The following is a 17,491-nucleotide window of genomic DNA, read 5'->3' as shown; positions in this document are numbered from 1 at the left end:
AACTTTCCGTAATGCGGAATTGGTGCTCTCAGGTGGCGCGACAGAGCCCGACTCCACCCAGGTCCGAGCAGGAGCACTCAATGCCTCGAATGACCGCTGCCCGAGCGGCAGTTGAGATCCTCAAGCGCGAAGGCGTCAGCAACGCGTTCGGTGTGCCGGGCGCGGCGATCAACCCCTTCTACGCGGCCCTCAAGGCCTCCGGCGGGGTCCATCACACGCTCGCCCGCCACGTCGAGGGCGCCTCCCACATGGCGGAGGGCTACACCCGGGCCCGCCCGGGCAACATCGGCGTCTGCATCGGCACGTCGGGACCGGCCGGCACCGACATGATCACCGGCCTGTACTCCGCCATCGCCGACTCCATCCCGATTCTGTGCATCACCGGCCAGGCCCCGACGGCGGTGCTCCACAAGGAGGACTTCCAGGCGGTCGACATCGCCTCGATCGCGAAGCCGGTCACCAAGGCGGCCACCACCGTTCTGGAAGCCGCTCAGGTCCCCGGCGTCTTCCAGCAGGCCTTCCACCTGATGCGCACCGGCCGCCCCGGCCCGGTCCTCATCGACCTGCCGATCGACGTCCAGCTCACCGAGATCGAGTTCGACCCCGATCTGTACGAGCCGCTGCCGGTGCACAAGCCCGCCGCCTCGCGCAAGCAGATCGAGCGCGCGGTCGAGATGCTGAACGCGTCCGAGCGCCCGCTGCTCGTCGCGGGCGGCGGCATCATCAACGCCGACGCCTCCGAACTCCTGGTGGAGTTCGCCGAACTGACCGGCGTCCCGGTCGTCCCCACCCTGATGGGCTGGGGCATCCTCCCCGACGACCACGAGCTGAACGCCGGCATGGTCGGCCTCCAGACCTCGCACCGCTACGGCAACGCGACGTTCCTGGAGTCCGACTTCGTCCTCGGCATCGGCAACCGCTGGGCCAACCGCCACACCGGTCACCTGAACGTCTACACCGAGGGCCGGAAGTTCGTCCACGTCGACATCGAGCCCACCCAGCTGGGCAAGATCTTCGCCCCGGACCTCGGTATCGCCTCCGACGCCAAGGCGGCGCTGGAGCTCTTCGTCGAGGTGGCGCGCGAGCTGAAGACGGCGGGCCGGCTGAAGGACCGCTCGGCCTGGGCCGCGTCCACGCAGGAGCGCAAGGCGACCCTCCAGCGGCGCACCCACTTCGACAACGTGCCGCTGAAGCCGCAGCGGGTGTACGAGGAGATGAACCGGGCCTTCGGTCCGGAGACCCGGTACGTCACCACGATCGGCCTCTCCCAGATCGCCGGCGCGCAGATGCTGCACGTCTACCGGCCGCGCCACTGGATCAACTGCGGCCAGGCGGGCCCGCTCGGCTGGACGATCCCGGCCGCGCTGGGCGTCGCCACGGCCGACCCCGAGGGCTCGGTCGTGGCCCTCTCCGGTGACTACGACTTCCAGTTCATGCTGGAGGAGCTCGCGGTCGGCGCGCAGCACCGCATCCCGTACGTGCACGTCCTGGTCAACAACTCCTACCTGGGCCTCATCCGCCAGGCGCAGCGCAACTTCGACATCGACTTCCAGGTCAACCTGGAGTTCGAGAACCTCAACTCGCCGGAGCTGGGCGCCTACGGCGTGGACCACGTCAAGGTCGTCGAGGGCCTGGGCTGCAAGGCGATCCGGGTCACCGAGCCCGACCAGCTGCTGCCGGCCTTCGAGGAGGCCAAGAAGCTGGCGGCGGAGTTCCGGGTGCCGGTGGTCGTGGAGGCGATCCTGGAGCGGGTCACGAACATCGCGATGAGCGGTACGGACATCGCGTCGGTCAACGAGTTCGAGGACGTCGCATCGGAGCCGGGCCACGCGCCGACAGCGATCCGGCCGTTCGCGGAGGCGTGACCCGTCTGGGCCTGCGGTCCCGTTTCGCGAAGAGCACCTACGGAGGTCCGTAGGTGCTCTTTCGGCTTGTACCCCGGCCGGAACCGAATCTGAGACACCCGCTCCAGGAGTTGGACCGGACGGCCGCCCAACCGGTTCGGTCCAAGGGAGACAACGGTGTTGACGGGCCCTGCGTGCTGTTGCACTCCGCGGTCGTTGTTGCCAGTCGTGGACGTCGGACCGCCTCGCCGGCCACCCCTTAAGGTTTAGCCATGGGTTTGACAGCAGGTCACGACGGGGGAGCCCTGCCCGGTCCGACGGCCCCAGCGCAGGGCTGGCAGGCGCCGAGCGCGGTCGAACGGGGGCTGTACGAGGCGAAGGTGCGCGGCGACTGGCCCGCATATTACGACCTCGTCGCCCGGGCCGACCTGTACATGATGCAGTCGCGGGCGTACGTCGACGCGAACCCGGACAACACCTGCTTCCATCCCTATTGGAGCCCGCAGACCCAGACCATGTGCCTGGCCGTTTACACCGGCGGCATGCTGCCACCGCCCGTCGCCGACCCGGTCTACAACTGCTACGACTTGGGCTGGTTCGCGGAGGCCTGGCACCAAAACGACCCGCCCTACCTCGTCGTCAACCCCGGCAGCCCCTGCGAGGGCATCTTGCCGGCCGGGCCGGAGGGCCGCGCCCTGTGGCAGCGCCATTTCGCCCCGGTCGAACGGCCGGGGCTGGCCCAGGACGTCGTCCACACCCTGGAGACGGGCGGGCCCCGCAGCGGTCCCGTCGCCTTCGGTCTCGCGGCCGGCGCGCACATCAACGTGCGCAACGGGCACTACTGGAACTCGATGGCCTACCACGGTAGCGGTTACCGCCACGAGAAGCGCACGCTGGAACGGTGGTGGAGCATCAGCACCCGCCAGGACTGGCAGGACACGCAGGAGCAGCTGCTGTGCGCCGGGATGGTCAGCGGCGTCTGGGAGTTCGTCCTGCGACTGCGCCGCTCCATGGCCCTGGACTTCGCGGGCCCCGTCGATGTCGACCACTGGCGCCAGGCAGCGGCGAATGTGGTGCGCCGCCGGACCGAGGCCGCCACCGAACCCTGCTTGACCGCGGACGGCGTCACCCAGGGCCGCCCCGTCACCTCCGCGGAGCTGGAGGGGCAAGTGAGCGGCGTGCAGCGGCTGATCGGCCGCATTGCCCGATACGAGGCACGGTTCCGTGCCGACGACCTGCTACCCGAAGGGGGCTTCGTTCAAAGCGTCGAGGCCTGGGACTACGGCCGGGCTTCCGGCATGGCCCGCTGGGGCCTCGCCGCCCGCCTCTGCTCCCTGCCGGAGGCGGAGGCGGCCGTGGTCCGCGCCGGACGTCTCGTCCAGCTCAACTACCGCTCGTGGGAAAACTTTTCGGCCGCCTACATTCTTGGCCGCTGCCTCCACTTCGACGAAGAGGAGTTCGGCGAATGGTATGAGACTGCCCTCGCGACCCACCGCGCCCTGGCCAGGGACCCGGCCGGCCCGTGGCGCACGCTCCCCTGGACCTGAGACGAGCGGGCAGGCCGCCGGGCTCCCTCTGGGATCCCGTGGGCTGCATCGATTTCGCCCCCGTACGACACGCGACGGGACTCGAACCCGCGACACCCGCTTTAGAGAGCGGTTGTCGCGCCAACCTGTCAAGTCGGGGGAGGCGCTCTGTCACAACTGGCGGTCAATGAAGATGCCAATTGGGGGACTGTGCGGCACTTGCATACTGGGACATCGGCACGACCGTTACGTCAGCATCCTCGAATGCCTCGGTTCCGTTCGCACCGGCGACGAAAGTGGTCAGCTCACTCCAGGCCGTGGTTACGCGTCGCAAGCCGGAACCCTTGATGAGCTGCGCGCAAGGCCCGGGATGGGACGCGCGTGTCGCGCAGGGTTCCAGGGAGCTGTAGATCGTGGTGGCTGCGAGGCGGGGCCATGGGACGGCAGCTTTGCGAGGGCGGCCTCCAGCGTGGTCGTGCGGATCGGTCTCCCAGGAGTGGCCGCGCGAGAGTTCGGTTCCTTCGGTGGGGCCGAGTATGCGTACCGAGTGGCGAGACCTGCTTCGAGGAGTTGAGTGTGTACGTGCCTCCGCCTTCCGCCATCAGCCGGTTGCGCGGGGGGTTGTCGGCGCGTACGGGACTCGGTCGAAGGCCGCCTGGTTGGAGAGCATGAGTCGGTCCTCGCGCGGACGGGTGTTGCGATTCTCCTGGCTCAGAGGTGTCACGGATCATCACGGTGAGGCCGGTGACGGCTGGCCTGGGCCGATGTCCTCGTAGCCCCATGACTTGTAGAGCGCGTCGATCTTTCCGTCGCCTGCGACCCCGTTGACCAAGAACGCGGCATTGCAACTGCATCGCGCGCTGGCGCGCAGCGACGTCGAGCGGCATGTGGGCATCCAGACCATGGGAGACCGAGCCCTCATCGACATCGGCCTGTTCGATACGGACGCGGCCACGCTGCTGTACCGCAGTCTCGGCGGTGACGATGCGGTGCTGCGTGCCCTCGACCTCGGGGACTGGCACGACCACGAGCGGTTCGCCCGGGAACTGGAGCGGGTCATCTCCGCGACCGGTCAGGTGCTGCTCGTCGAGTCCGTGCCCACCTGCGGGCATTGCCGGGGTCGGCGCGGTGGCAACCGCATTCGGTTCGACTACCTGGATGCCGACGATGCGCTGCTCCTCGCGGACACGTTGCACACACTCAAGGAGTTGTCCGCTTCATGACCTTCGTGACCCGTATCGCGACGGTCGACCACCAATCGGTCACCGTCGTCAGTCGGACCTCCGCCATCACCGACTGGGCCGGCAGGTACTTGGGCCTGTGGTGGACGGCTGCGGACATCGATCCGGGTACGGCCACCGGTCCGGTGATCCGCGCCGACGCGGACGACGAACAGCACGCCGCGCTCGGAGCCCGCAGCATCGGGGCAGGGGCGCGGACGTGACGCGAGAAGGGCGTGGAGTACGGGACCGTATCCGTACTCCACGCCCTGGTTCAGGGAAGAACAGGGGCCGCGGCGGTGCGCGACGGGGGCGCGAGGTCCGGCTCCTTCAGGTCAGGAGACGGGCCTGCGCCCACACCACCGCACTGGTATCGCAACACCGCCGCGGCCTCGTCCTGCCCGCACCGCGCGCAACCCCTCATCCGGGTGGGCGCGACGACGCGGGCAGGGCTTGGGGGCCCAACCGAGGGCTCAGTCCTCGCGCAGGGCGCGGACGGCCTCCTCCACGCGCTTGCCGTACTCGGTGTCCGCGGCGTGGAAGTGGGCCAGGTTCTTGTCGATCACGTCGTCGCGCGAGACCTGCGACAGGCCGCCCGCGATGTTGGCGATCAGCCGGCCCTTCTCGTCGTCCGACATCAGCCGGTACAGCTCGCCCGCCTGGAAGAAGTCGTCGTCCTTGGTGTGGGCGGGTGCCTCGTGCGTGCCGGTCCAGCCCTGGACGGCAAGCGGGGCGGAGAACGCCGCGTCCGTCTGCGTCGGGCCCGCGTACGAGTTCGGCTCGTAGTTCTTGTCGTGCCGGGCGCCGTACCGCGTGGCGTGCAGCCCGTCGCGGCCGTAGTTGTCGACGACTGCGGTGCGCGGCGCGTTCACCGGCAGCTGCGTGTGGTTGACGCCCAGCCGGTAGCGGTGCGCGTCCGCGTAGGCGAACAGCCGGCCCTGGAGCATCTTGTCCGGGGACGGACCGATGCCGGGCACGAAGTTGTTCGGGGAGAACGCGGCCTGCTCGACCTCGGCGAACACGTTGTCCGGGTTGCGGTCCAGGACGAGCCGACCCACCCGCTGGAGCGGATAGTCGCTGTGCGGCCACACCTTCGTCAGGTCGAACGGGTTGAAGCGGTAGTCCGCCGCGTCGGCGGCCGGCATGACCTGCACGTGCAGGGTCCAGGACGGGTTCATGCCGCGCTCGATGGCCTGCAGCAGGTCCGTCTGGTGCGAGGAGGCGTCCTTGCCGACGAGCTCGGAGGCCTGATCGGCGGAGAGCGAGCGCACGCCCTGGTTGGTCTTGAAGTGGTACTTGACGAAGAAGGCCTCGCCCGCGGCGTTCGTCCACTGGTAGGTGTGCGAGCCGTAGCCGTTCATGTGACGGTACGAGGCGGGGATGCCCCGGTCGCCCATCAGCCAGGTCACCTGGTGCGTGGCCTCGGGCGCGTGGGCCCAGAAGTCCCAGACGTTGTCCGGCTCCTGACGGCCCGTGAACGGGTCGCGCTTCTGCGAGTGGATGAAGTCGGGGAACTTGATCGGGTCCTTGATGAAGAAGACCGGGGTGTTGTTGCCGACCAGGTCGTAATTGCCCTCGTCCGTATAGAACTTGAGGGCGAAGCCGCGCGGGTCGCGCACCGCGTCCGCGCCGCCGAGCGAGTCGGCGACCGTGGAGAAGCGGATGAACGTCTCGGTGCGGCGGCCCACCTCGGAGAGGAAGTCGGCGCGGGTGAAGCCGGTGACGTCGTCCGTCACCTCGAAGTAGCCGTACGCGCCGGAGCCCCGGGCGTGCACCACGCGCTCCGGGATGCGCTCCCGGTTGAAGCGGGCGAGCTTCTCCAGGAGGTGACCGTCCTGGAGGAGGATCGGGCCACCGACGCCTGCGGTGGCGGAGTTCTGGTTGTCGGCGACCGGGGCGCCTGCCTCGGTCGTAAGCACACGCTGCGTCATGGTGTCGGGGCGACCTTCCGTACGGGGAGCTGCTGAACTGCGACGTCCTGGAGCTCCAGGAGCGTAAGTACGCACCGAACCGGACGTCAACAGTTTGTTGAAATTCGTGATGGAGAGGTGTGACGAGGTGTTCCGGACGGCGCCGGCGCCTGGGCGCGACAGGACAGGTGTCAGCGCCGACGCCGTCCGGAAGTCTGTGGGGCCGGGGGGTACGCACCCGGCGGGGTGGTGCGGGCCGGGCCCGCTCGGGGCCCGGCCGGATCTGCGCGGGTCAGTCCTGGACGGGCTGACCGGAGAGCCGCTCGACCGAGCGCAGCAGTGCCGAGTGGTCCAGGCCGCCGTCGCCCTGCGCACGCAGCGAGGCGACCAGCTGGGCGACGACGCCGCCGACGGGCAGTGCGGCACCGACGTTGCGGGCGGCGTCCGTGACGATGCCCATGTCCTTGTGGTGCAGGTCGATCCGGAAGCCCGGAGCGAAGTTCCTGTTCAGGAAGTTGTCCTTCTTGCGGGCCAGTACCGTCGAGCCGGCCAGTCCGCCGCCCAGGACGTCGAGCGCGGCGGCCAGGTCGACCCCGGACTTCTCCAGGAAGACGACGGCCTCGGCGCAGGCCTGGATGTTGACCGCGACGATCAGCTGGTTGGCCGCCTTCACCGTCTGGCCGGAGCCGTGCGGACCGCAGAGCACGATGGTCTTGCCGAGCGCGTCGAACAGCGGCTTCGCCGCGTCGAAGTCGGCCTGCTCGCCGCCGACCATGATGGACAGCACGGCCTCGATGGCGCCGGCCTCTCCGCCGGAGACGGGGGCGTCCAGGACCCGGACCCCCTTCTCGGCGGCGTTCTTCGCCAGGTCCACGGAGGTCTGCGGGGTGATCGAGGACATGTCGACCAGCAGCGCGCCGCGCTTGGCGTGCGCCAGGATGCCCTCGGGGCCGTACGCGATGGCCTCGACCTGCGGGGACGCGGGCACCATCGTGATGACCACGTCCGCGTCCTCGACCGCCTCGGCGATCGAGGAGGCGCCGGTGCCACCGGCCGCGGCCAGCCGGTCGACCTTGTCCTGTTCCAGGGTGTAACCGGTGACGTCGTAACCGGCCTTGATCAGGTTCTCGGACATGGGCGAACCCATGATGCCGAGCCCGATCCACGCAACCTTGGGGAGGTTGTTGCTCATGAGGGTGCCTTCCGATAAACGTGTGTGCGAGTGACGGTCCGCCGTCAGCGCGCGGCCCGTGCGGTGGCCGGGAGCCACTCGAAGGACTCGGCGCTCGGCCGGTCGCCCGGCTTGTACTCCAGGCCGACCCAGCCCGCGTAACCGGCCTTCGTCAGCTCGTCCAGGAGCTGCTCCAGCGGGAGCGAGCCGGTGCCGGGGGCGCCGCGTCCCGGGTTGTCCGCGATCTGGACGTGGCCGGTCCTGTCGGCGTACGCGGTGATGACCCGGCTGAGGTCCTCGCCGTTCATCGACAGGTGGTACAGGTCCAGCAGGAACTTCGCGTTGCCGAGGCCCGTCGCCGCGTTGACCCGGTCGACGACCTCGATCCCGGCCGGTGCGCTGACCAGCGGGTAGCGCGGGGACTCCGGCTCGTTCAGGGTCTCGATGAGCAGGACGGCCCCGATCCGGTCGGCCGCGCGGGCGGCGGTGACCAGGTTCTCCAGGGCGAGTTCGTCCTGCACTGCCGGGTCCACTCCGTCGACGCGGTTGCCGTACAGCGCGTTGAGTGCCTTGCAGCCGACCGAGGCGGCGAAGTCCGCCGCCACCTCGATATTGGCGCGGAAGCGGTCCGACTCCGTGCCGGGCACGGAGAGCGCGCCGCGGTCGGGGCCGGGCAGCTGTCCGGCGTAGAAGTTCAGCCCCACCAGCTGGGTGCCGGCGTCGTCGAGCGCCTTCTTGAGGGCGTCGAGTTCGGCCTGCGGAGGGGTGGGGGTCTCGATCCAGGGCCACCACAGCTCGACCGCCGTGAAGCCCGCCGCGGCGGCTGCCGCGGGACGCTCCAGGAGCGGGAGTTCCGTGAAGAGGATCGAAAGGTTTACATCGAAGCGCTGGTCCGGGTAGCCCATGAGGGTTTCGGCGCTCCTTCCGTATTGCGGAAGTTAGGTTCTGCTTAACGGAAGATTGCCCGGGGGGTGGGGACGATGTCAAGGGGGTGCCCGGAATTCGGGCCGTGCCCGGACACACGGAAGGCGGGGCGGGCGGCTCTCCGGCCACCCGCCCCGCCCGACGCTCCCGCTACCGGACTACCCGGCCGGAACCGTGTCCTGGAAGGTGGTCCCCGCCGTGCGGTAGGCACTCACCCGGGCATTCACCTGCGCCGGGGTGAGGACCTCGTCCTTCACGTGCAGGACGTAGTCCACCTGCTGGTCGTACGAACGCGGCGCCGTGCTCGTCTGCCCGTCCAGATCGATCAGCCACTGGTTGAAGTTGATCGACATCCCCCGCTCCGGCAGGTACGCCGCTCCGTGCGTGCCGAACGGCCGGCCGTCGATGTAGTAGGTGATCGCGCTGTCGTCGATGGTCACGACCAGGTCGTGCCAGCCGTCGTAGCTCTGCCGGGACTCGGTGTGCTCGTTGACCGCCTCCCAGGGGTCGGGCCGGTAGGTCTCCCACGAGGTCGTGTAGAGGATGTTGCCGCTCTCGCCCCAGCCGCCGTTCGGCAGGTACTCGAAGTCGTACTCCGCGTAGTCGTCCGCCATCGGCGCCTTGAGGTCGTTGATGGTGAAGAACGTCTGGACGAGGTGGTCGCCGTCCGGCCCCGACACGGGCGCGTCGCTGAACTTCACCCGTGCCGCGTAGGTGCCGTTCCGGAACTTCATGGACTGGGTCAGGATCTCGGTCTGCTTCGTCGACTCACCGCTGCCCGCCGTCGAAGTCTCCAGGTTCATCACCGAGTTACCGCTCTGGGTGGCGAACGTGACGTTCTCCGGCGCCCAGGTCGCCCCCGGCACGCCGGGGCCGCCGGAGTTCGAGCGGACACTCCAGCCGTGCGCGGCGATCTGCGGGTCGGTGTGGCCGCTGTAGTCGAAGTCGTCGAAGAGTGTGGGCGCGTCCTCCGACGGGTCGGTCGGGCCGGTCGGATCGGTGGGATCGGTCGGGTCGTTGCCCGCCGGGGCCTCACCCCAGACGGTGGCTCCGCCCAGTTGGGCCGTCACCTTCGTCCAGTCGGCGAACGAGGTCGAGCCGGCGCCGAAGGAGTAGTCGTCGCTCTGCACCAGGGGCTGCCAGTTCGACCGGTAGAAGCGCAGTTGCATGTCGCCCGTGTCGGCGCCGGGCGCGAGCGATCCGGCGCCCGCGGTGAAGCCGATCTCCAGATAGTGGTCCGCGGTGGCGGTCGGGGAGGCGAGCGTGCCGAACGTCCCGGTGATGTTCGCGCAGCCCTTCACCGCCCAGGAGCAGGCGAACCGGTAGGCGTCGCCCGCCGCCTCGCCCTTGAAGTAGTAGCGGATCTTGACGTCGCTGAGCTGTACGGCCCCGCTGCCGGTGTTGCGCACCTTCAGCCAGGGCTCGCTCTGGTCGGCCGTCGCCCCGGCCGCGCCGGTGCGGTACTGCACGGCCAGCGGGCTGTCCGCGGCGCTCGCCGTCGACGGGACGGCGGCCAGCGCCGTACAGCCCAGTGCGACGGTGGCGGCGGCTGCCGCCACCGCACGGATCCGGCTCTTCGCGAGTGACTTCATGAACCTGTTCCTCTCCGGAACGTTCGTGGGGGAGTGGTTCCTACGGGGATGGCGCTGTTCCTGGGGATGCGGCCGTGAGCGGCCGTGGATTCAGGGGGCGGTAACGGACGCCGAGCGCGTCGAGCCGTGCCGTGTGCCCGTCGAGGCGCGACAGGAACCCGGACCAGTCGCCGCCGCCGGACCAGGCCCGGTCCGCGAGGGCGCACAGCCGGGGGTACGCCAGATACTCGATCCGGTCCGGCGTGCTCACGTACTCGGTCCACAACTGGGCCTGGGTGCCCAGGAGTCGGGGGATTTCGGCTTCGTCCCAGTCGTCCGTCAGCGGCCGGTCCCCGTGCACCGCCCGGAGATCGACCGGCGGGCCCGGCTGCGCCGGCGGCTCGCCGGGGTCCGCGGACTGGGCGTAGTCGAGGTAGGTGGCCCGGTGGTGTGCGGCGATCACCTGGTGGCCGCGGCGGGCGGCGGCACGTGCGTGGGCCGGGTCGCGCCAGGTCATCACCGTGAATTCGAGGGGGAGTTCGGTGCCCGTCTCCGCCCAGCCGACCGGCCGCCTGCCCTGCTCGGCCAGGAACGAACCGATCCGGCCCATGAACCAGCCGTGCAGCGCCCGTGCGTCGGGGAGCCCCTCGGCCGCGGCCCGCTGCCGGGCCGCCGGGCTGTTCTCCCACTCGACGGTCGGGCACTCCTCGCCACCGATGTGGATGTACGGGGACGGGAAGACGTCCATGACCTCCTCCAGCACCGTCCGGCAGAAGTCGAAGACCTCCTCGTGGACGCCGAACACGGTGTCGCAGACGCCCCATCTGGTCCATACGCCCAGCCGCCGCGAGGGGTCGTTGCCCAGCTCGGGGTGGGCGGCCAGGGCCGCGCGCACATGGCCGGGCATCTCGATCTCGGGCACCACCCGCACTCCGAGCCCCGCCGCGTAACGCACCAGCTCCCGGAGTTCCTGCCGGGTGTACGCGCCCGAGTGCGCGACCCCGTCGTACGTCTCGGGGTCGCTGCCCGGCGGTCCGGACATCGACTGCGTGCGGTGGCCGCCGATCCCGGTGAGCCCGGGGTAGGCGGCGACGGGCATCCGCCAGCCCTGGTCGTCGGTGAGGTGGAGGTGGAGCGTGTTCAGCTTGTGCAGCGCCATCAGCTCCACGTACCGGCGCAGATAGGAGACCGGCTGGAAGTGCCGGGCGACATCGAGCATCGTGCCCCGCCAGGCGTGGGCGGGCACATCGCTGATCTCCACGCAGGGCAGCGTCCAGGGTCCGCCCCGCCGGGCCCCGGGCGCCAGCGCCTCGGCCGGCAGCAGCTGACGGATCGTCTGGATGCCGCACAGCAGCCCCGGCAGGTGCTGGGCCCGCAGCAGCACGTTGTCCGGGCCGATGGTGAGCCCGTACCCCTCCTCGCCGAGCCCGCCCAGCTGGGGATCGAGGGCCAGCACGATCCGGCCGGTGGCCGAGGGGGCGAGCGGCAGTCCGGTGGCGGGTGTGAGAAGGGCGCGCAGCAGTTCGGCCGCGCCCTCGGCGCCCGGGTAGGCCCGGACACCGGTGTCCTGGTCGAGGGTGAAGCGGCCGGGGCGGGAGGAGACCTTCCGGGGACGGGGTACGAGGGTGTGTTCGGGGCGTGGTGCGGGCACGGTGACCTCCGGATTCGGATCTTGGACAGCCCTCAGGACGGTCAGCCCTTGACGGCGCCGGCCGCGAAGCCGGAGGTGACATGGCGCTGGAGCAGCAGGAAGACGACCAGCGCGGGCAGGGCGAACAGGGTCGAGGCGGCCATCGTGGCGCCCCAGTCGGTGCCGAAGGTGTTCTGGAAGGAGGACAGCCAGACCGGCAGGGTGCGGCTGTCCTGGTTCTTGATGATCAGGAAGTTGGCGTAGGCGAACTCGTTCCAGGCGGTGATGTAGCCGAACAGTGAGGTCGCCATCAGCCCCGGTGCGAGCAGCGGCAGCGCCACCCGCCGGAAGGCCCCGGTCCGGGTGCAGCCGTCGACCTGCGCGGCCTCCTCCAGCTCCGGCGGGATCGTCCCGATGAAGCCCCTCAGCACGACGATCGTGAACGGCAGCGTGATCATGAAGTAGACGAGGGTGAGCGTCGGCAGCCGGTCGAGCATGTCGGTGTCGCGGGAGATGATGTAGATCGGGATGATCAGCGACTCCCAGGGCGCCATCTGCGCGATGAAGACCATGAGCATGAACTGCCGTCGGCCCTTCCACCGCATCCGGGCCACCGCGTACGCCGAACCGATGGCGACGAGCAGCGCCAGCAGGACGGCGCTCAGTGTGACCAGGACGCTGTTGCGCCAGAACAGCCCGAATCCGTCGGCCTGTACGGCGGTGCGGAAGTGGTCGAGCGTCCAGGTGTGCGGGAAGAGCTCCGGATCGGTGGACTGGATGTCCCGGGACGGTTTGAACGCGGTGGAGATCATCCAGTAGACGGGGAACAGGCAGACCAGGAAGGTCAGTACGGCGGCGGCGTTCAGCGGGATCCGCCGCAGCCTCGGACGCAGCAGGGTCATCGGGATTCGTCCTCCTGGCGGAGCATCTGGCGGAAGTAGAGGACGAGCACCCCGGACATCAGGACCACCGTGACCATGGAGGCGGCCGATCCCAGGTCGTAGCGCTGTCCGGCGAGCGCGGTCTGCACGGCGTACACGGGCAGGATCGTCGTGGCGTCCCCGGGTCCGCCACGGGTCATCACCCAGATCTGGACGAACGCCTTGAACGTCCAGATCACTTCGAGGGAGAAGACCAGCATGAAGATCGGCCGGAGCATCGGGAAGGTGACCGAGCGGAAGATCCGGGTGGCGCCCGCCCCGTCCAGCCGGGCCGATTCGTACAGCTCGGCGGGGACGGTGGTGAGCGCCGAGTAGAGCGTGATCGCCGCGAACGGCACCGACTGCCAGACGATCAGCAGCACCAGGATCGAGAAGGCCGCGGTGCCGTGCGCGAACCACGGATAGCGGTCGAACGAGGTGAAGCCCGCCTCGGTCAGCAGCCGGTTGACGATGCCGAACTCGGAGTGGAACAGCCACTGGAAGACCGTGGTGGCCGCGATCACCGGCATGGCCCAGGCGAGCACCAGGGCGCTGAGGACCATCCCGCGCCCGAACCGGCCCAGCCGCTCGGTCATCAGGGCGACCAGCGTCGCGATCACCATGATCAGAACGACGTTGACGGCCATGAACAGGAAGGTGCGCCTGACCACCTCCCAGAACCGCGGGTCGGACAGCAGCGTGCGGTAGTTCCGCAGTCCGACGAACTCCGCGTCGCCCATGATCAGCTGGCGCAGCCGGAAGTCCTGGAGCGATATCAGTACGGCCCGCAGCAGCGGGTAGAGCAGCAGGTAGATCATGCCGCCGACGGCGGGTGCGATCAGGACGTACGGCCACGGACCGCGCGGCTCCCCCGACCGCCGTCGGCGTGCGGGTGCGGACGAGGGGGTGCGCGATGCCGGCCGGCGCCGGGGTCTGGGGGGTGCGGTCCGTTCACGGATGACCGACACGGCACGCCTCCTCTCGGTGGTGGGACGGGCGGGGGTCAGGACGCGGTGTTCATGGCCCGGGTGATGTCGGCGGAGGCCTTGGCGGCCTCCTTCGCCGGATCGCCGCCGGTGAGGACGGCGGCCATGTAGTCCTTGATCGGGTTCTCCGCCTCGACGGCGGCCCAGCCGGGCGTGTTGGGCGTCGCGTGGCCGTTGGCCGCGCCGACCGCCATGGCCGCCGCACCCGGGTCGTCAGCCACGGCGGAGGCGAGCGTCGTCCGGTTCGGCACGTAGCTCATGGCGACGGCCAGCTTCTTCTGCCAGGCGTCACCGGTGAGTTCCTTGATGAAGGTGAGCGCCGCCTCCTGATGGCCGGAAGCGGTGGGGATCACCAGGTCGGAGCCACCGGTGAAGACGGCGCCCGGGGTGTCCGCGCTCTTGCCCGGGACCGGGAAGAAGCCGAGCTTCCCCTTGAGGTCCGCGTTCTTCTCGATGACGACGTTGGCGCCGCCGGGGGTGGAGATCACCTGGGCGGTCTTTCCCTGGGCCATCACGTCGGCCTGCGGCGGATCGTCCTCGTCGGAGTCCTTCGGCCCCTTGCCGAGCGCCTGGAGCTGTCCGTAGAACTCCATCCCGCGAAGCGCCTCGGGGGTGTCCAGGGCGCCCTTCCACTTCCCGCCGGACTCGGTGGCGAGGTCGCCGCCCTCGTCCCAGACGAAGCCGGCCAGGGTGTACCACATCTGTCCGGGCAGGTAGATGCCCTGCGTGCCGCCCTTGTCGAGCTTCGCGGTGGCCGCGAGCCACTGCTCACGGGTCTTGATCGCGGACGCGTCGACCCCCGCCTTCTTGAACAGGTCGGTGCGGTAGATGACGACGCGGTTGGCCGCGTAGTACGGGACGCCGTACTGCTTGCCCTCGTACGCCCCCGGTTCGGCGAGGCCCTTGAGCCAGTCCTTGCCGTTCAGCTCGTCGACCTTGTCGCTGAGGTCGAGCAGCCCGCCGCTCTGGGCGAACTGCGCGACCTGGGTGTTGCCGCTCTCGATGACGTCCGGCGCGTCGTTGCCGGCCAGTGCGGCGGTGATCTTCTCGCCGATGCCGTCCCACTCCTGGATCTGGACCCGGACCCGGATGTCGGGGTGCTGGTCCTCGAAGCCCTTCACGAACTCCTTCTGGAACTGCGCGGAGACGCTGTCGCGCATCAGCCACACATCGATGTCCGTCCGCCCGTCACCGGACGATCCGGCGGAGTCGGAGGACGAGCTGCAGGCGCTGAGGACGGCGGCCAGCACAAGTGCGGACCCACCGGCAAGCAAGCGGTACTTCACGGTTCACCTCTGGAGAACAGGACCTGACCACCTGACCAGTGAAGCCCACTGGACAGCTCACCTCTTGATGGTGGATGAAGGTGGCATAGACCAATGAGGCCGTCAAGCCCCTTGGTGTCAAAGGGTTTTGGGGATCTTCGGGAAAATCGGCCCGCTGGGTTTGCCTCGGCACCGGCTACAATCCACCTGACCAGTGGCCGAGTTGGTTCGACTGGTCGCACAACTGGTCAATGAGGGATGTGTCAGGAGGGGGCATCGCATGGACGCCGACGCACCGGGGACGGTGCTCAAACGGGAACGGGCCCGCGACGCCGTACTGGAGCTGATCGAGTCGCGCCGCCCGGGTGACGCCATCCCTTCCGAGCGTTCCCTCTGCGCCACGCTCGGGGTCTCCCGGCCCACGCTGCGGGCCGCGGTCGACGAGCTGGTGGCCGCCGGACTGCTGGTGCGGGAGCACGGCCGCGGCATGTTCGTCGCACCCGAGAAGATCACCCAGGAGCTGATCTCGGCCGACCTCGCCCTGTCGGTCCCGCAGGCGGCCGGGGCCTGGTCGAGCCGGCTGCTGGAATTCACCACCCTGCAGGCCGGGGCCCGGGTCGGCCGCAAGCTGCGCATGTCACCGGCCGCGGACATCGTCTACGTCGCCCGGCTGCGGCTGGTCGACGGGGCCCCGATGGCGATCGAGCACCTGCACATCAGGGCCGAACTGGTGCCGGGGCTGTCGGCCCAGGAGCTGGAGGACGGAGATCTGTACGAGCACCTGCGCGCGCGCCACGACGTGCACGTCCACGAGGCGGTCCAGGCGATCGAGCCGACCGTCGTCACCCGGGCCGAGGCCCGCCTCCTCGACGTCCCCGAGCTCTCCCCGGCCCTGCTCTTCGAGCGGCTGACCTCGGACACGACCGGCTGCCCCGTGGAGTACGTGCACTCGCTCTACCGAGGCGACCGCTACCGCATCGTCTCCCGGCTGGCCCTCGGGCCGGCCGCCGCCGTGGCCCCCGTCGAGGGCGGACACCATCCGGGGATCCCGCCGGGGGACTTCGCACACCGGGACCCGATCACCTCGTCCACCCGCGGCGACATCCAGTCCGGTGGCTGACGGCACGCGGCTCCGCGGGCGTGGAGACCGCCGCACCGGCGTTGCGCACCGCGCAATGGCCGGTGCGCCTCTTGCGGCGGCCACCGGGAAACGCCACTGTTGCTGACACATCCGACGCAGCCGACCCCCCCACGAGGTGCCTCGCATGACATCCCCCACCAGCCGCCGCACCCTCCTCGGAGCACTTCTGGCGGGCGGCGCCCTCGCCGCCGCCCCGGGGCTGCCCCGGGACGCCGCCCGCGAGGGACGCCACCCCGCCCCGGCTCGCCCCGTGCGGCCCGAGGTCCGGGCGACCGGCACGCTCTTCCTCGGCACCTACACCTCGACCAGCCCCGGCGGCACCGGCATCGGCGTCGCCTCGTACGACCCGGAGGCGGGCACCATCGCCGCCCGTACCGTCGTCACCGGCGTCGCGGACCCCTCGTACCTCGCCCTGCACCCCACGGGCTCCACCCTCTACGCCGTCGACGAGCAGGAGCAGGGCGGCGTCACCGCCGTGGCGCTCGCCGAGGACGGCACGTTCGAGGTGCTGGGAACGCGGTCCACCGGCGGCGCCGGCCCCTGCCACCTCTCGGTCCACCCCGGCGGGAAGTGGCTGTTCAGCGCCAACTACACCTCCGGCAGCGTCGCCGTGCACCCCCTGGCCGCCGACGGATCGGTGGGGGAGCGCACCGACCTGGTCGCCCACAGCGCGCCCGCGCCCGGACCGGGCCAGGACGGCCCGCACGCCCACCAGATCGTCACCGCCCCCGACGGCGGCCACATCCTCGCCGTCGACCTCGGCAACGACACCGTGTACACCTACCGGCTCGACGAGGAACACGGCACCCTGGAGCAGCTCTCGTACGCCGCGCTGCCGCCGGGCGCCGGACCGCGCCACCTCACCTTCCACCCGGACGGCCGCCACGCCTATCTCGCCTGCGAGCTCGACAACACGGCCGTGGTCTGCGGCTACGACCCCGCCACCGGCGTGCTGACCCCGGGCACCCCGCAGTCCACCGGAACGGGCGGCGGCACCAGCTACCCCGCCCAGTTCCTGGTCACCGGGGACGGCGGCTTCGCCTACCTCGCCAACCGGGGGCACAACAGCCTCACCCGGTACGCCGTCGAGGACGCCGGGGCCACGCTGCGGCTGCTGGACACGGTGCCCGTCGGCGGCGACTTCCCCCGGCACATCGCCTTCTCGCCGGACGGGGCGCTGCTCCTCGCCGCCAACCAGAAGTCCGGCACGGTCACGGCGTTCCGGGTGGACGGGAACAGCGGCGCCCTGGAGTCCGTGGGGACGCCCTTCGCGGCCCCGGCCGCGGTCTGTGTGCTGCCGCTGTAGCGCTTGCCCGGGCGCGGTGACGCCCGTCCGTTAGGGTCGTGCCCGAGCCGCGGGGTTCCCCCGGGGCGGTGACACGC

Annotated in this window: 14 protein-coding genes and 1 pseudogene; 6 read left to right on the top strand and 9 right to left on the bottom strand. The window is 70.2% G+C overall.

What is annotated here, in order from left to right:
• Positions 1 to 80: 80 nt before the first annotated feature.
• A complete protein-coding gene (gcl, locus tag ACFVJX_RS13795; RefSeq protein ID WP_384133013.1) occupies positions 81 to 1,865 on the top strand; it encodes a glyoxylate carboligase in 1,785 nt (594 codons plus the stop codon).
• Positions 1,866 to 2,116: 251 nt separating this feature from the next.
• On the top strand, positions 2,117 to 3,391 hold the full coding sequence (locus ACFVJX_RS13790; RefSeq protein WP_384133010.1) for a DUF1266 domain-containing protein: 1,275 nt from the start codon (positions 2,117 to 2,119) through the stop codon (positions 3,389 to 3,391).
• 709 nt (positions 3,392 to 4,100) lie between these two features.
• Here the strand turns inward: ACFVJX_RS13790 and ACFVJX_RS13785 are convergent.
• Positions 4,101 to 4,202: pseudogene (locus ACFVJX_RS13785) on the bottom strand (GNAT family N-acetyltransferase); the annotation flags it as partial.
• Here ACFVJX_RS13785 and ACFVJX_RS13780 point away from each other — a divergent pair.
• Positions 4,195 to 4,593 carry a hypothetical protein gene (locus ACFVJX_RS13780; protein WP_384133008.1) on the top strand — a complete coding sequence of 133 codons (399 nt, stop codon included), beginning with the start codon at positions 4,195 to 4,197 and terminating at the stop codon, positions 4,591 to 4,593. The pseudogene ACFVJX_RS13785 and the gene ACFVJX_RS13780 sit on opposite strands and share 8 nt — an antisense overlap.
• Positions 4,590 to 4,814, top strand: coding sequence for a hypothetical protein (locus ACFVJX_RS13775; protein WP_384133005.1), 225 nt, complete (start codon positions 4,590 to 4,592; stop codon positions 4,812 to 4,814). Before ACFVJX_RS13780 ends, ACFVJX_RS13775 begins: the two co-directional genes overlap by 4 nt.
• A 249-nt stretch (positions 4,815 to 5,063) precedes the next feature.
• Here the strand turns inward: ACFVJX_RS13775 and ACFVJX_RS13770 are convergent, their stop codons facing one another.
• The 8 genes from ACFVJX_RS13770 to ACFVJX_RS13735 form a co-directional block, all read right to left on the bottom strand.
• On the bottom strand, positions 5,064 to 6,521 hold the full coding sequence (locus ACFVJX_RS13770; RefSeq protein ID WP_384133002.1) for a catalase: 1,458 nt from the start codon (positions 6,519 to 6,521) through the stop codon (positions 5,064 to 5,066).
• Between the two features lie 271 nt (positions 6,522 to 6,792).
• A complete protein-coding gene (locus ACFVJX_RS13765; RefSeq protein WP_384132999.1) occupies positions 6,793 to 7,692 on the bottom strand; it encodes a 2-hydroxy-3-oxopropionate reductase in 900 nt (299 codons plus the stop codon).
• 44 nt (positions 7,693 to 7,736) lie between these two features.
• The gene (locus ACFVJX_RS13760; protein WP_384132996.1) at positions 7,737 to 8,576 is read right to left on the bottom strand and encodes a TIM barrel protein; all 840 of its coding nucleotides are present in this window, start codon (positions 8,574 to 8,576) and stop codon (positions 7,737 to 7,739) included.
• A gap of 177 nt (positions 8,577 to 8,753) precedes the next feature.
• On the bottom strand, positions 8,754 to 10,187 hold the full coding sequence (locus tag ACFVJX_RS13755; protein WP_384132993.1) for a cellulose binding domain-containing protein: 1,434 nt from the start codon (positions 10,185 to 10,187) through the stop codon (positions 8,754 to 8,756).
• A 40-nt stretch (positions 10,188 to 10,227) separates the two neighbouring features.
• The gene (locus tag ACFVJX_RS13750; RefSeq protein ID WP_384132990.1) at positions 10,228 to 11,817 is read right to left on the bottom strand and encodes a beta-N-acetylhexosaminidase; all 1,590 of its coding nucleotides are present in this window, start codon (positions 11,815 to 11,817) and stop codon (positions 10,228 to 10,230) included.
• 41 nt (positions 11,818 to 11,858) lie between these two features.
• Positions 11,859 to 12,698 carry a carbohydrate ABC transporter permease gene (locus tag ACFVJX_RS13745; RefSeq protein WP_384132987.1) on the bottom strand — a complete coding sequence of 280 codons (840 nt, stop codon included), beginning with the start codon at positions 12,696 to 12,698 and terminating at the stop codon, positions 11,859 to 11,861.
• Complete coding sequence (locus ACFVJX_RS13740) at positions 12,695 to 13,684, bottom strand: carbohydrate ABC transporter permease (protein ID WP_384132984.1); 990 nt, start codon at positions 13,682 to 13,684, stop codon at positions 12,695 to 12,697. The genes ACFVJX_RS13745 and ACFVJX_RS13740 overlap by 4 nt, the downstream gene beginning before the upstream one ends.
• A gap of 35 nt (positions 13,685 to 13,719) precedes the next feature.
• The gene (locus ACFVJX_RS13735) at positions 13,720 to 14,988 is read right to left on the bottom strand and encodes an extracellular solute-binding protein (protein ID WP_384132981.1); all 1,269 of its coding nucleotides are present in this window, start codon (positions 14,986 to 14,988) and stop codon (positions 13,720 to 13,722) included.
• A 259-nt stretch (positions 14,989 to 15,247) separates the two neighbouring features.
• Here ACFVJX_RS13735 and ACFVJX_RS13730 point away from each other — a divergent pair, with 259 nt between their 5' ends.
• Both ACFVJX_RS13730 and ACFVJX_RS13725 read left to right on the top strand, forming a co-directional pair.
• Positions 15,248 to 16,087 carry a GntR family transcriptional regulator gene (locus ACFVJX_RS13730; RefSeq protein ID WP_384132979.1) on the top strand — a complete coding sequence of 280 codons (840 nt, stop codon included), beginning with the start codon at positions 15,248 to 15,250 and terminating at the stop codon, positions 16,085 to 16,087.
• 145 nt (positions 16,088 to 16,232) lie between these two features.
• Positions 16,233 to 17,414, top strand: a complete 1,182-nt coding sequence (locus tag ACFVJX_RS13725; protein WP_384132977.1) for a lactonase family protein — start codon at positions 16,233 to 16,235, stop codon at positions 17,412 to 17,414.
• Positions 17,415 to 17,491 lie beyond the last annotated feature (77 nt).

The organism is Streptomyces sp. NPDC127177 (genome assembly GCF_042672475.1).
Classification (GTDB): domain Bacteria; phylum Actinomycetota; class Actinomycetes; order Streptomycetales; family Streptomycetaceae; genus Streptomyces.
Note: the sequence above shows the minus strand (reverse complement) of the source record. Positions and strands in the feature narration are given on the sequence as shown.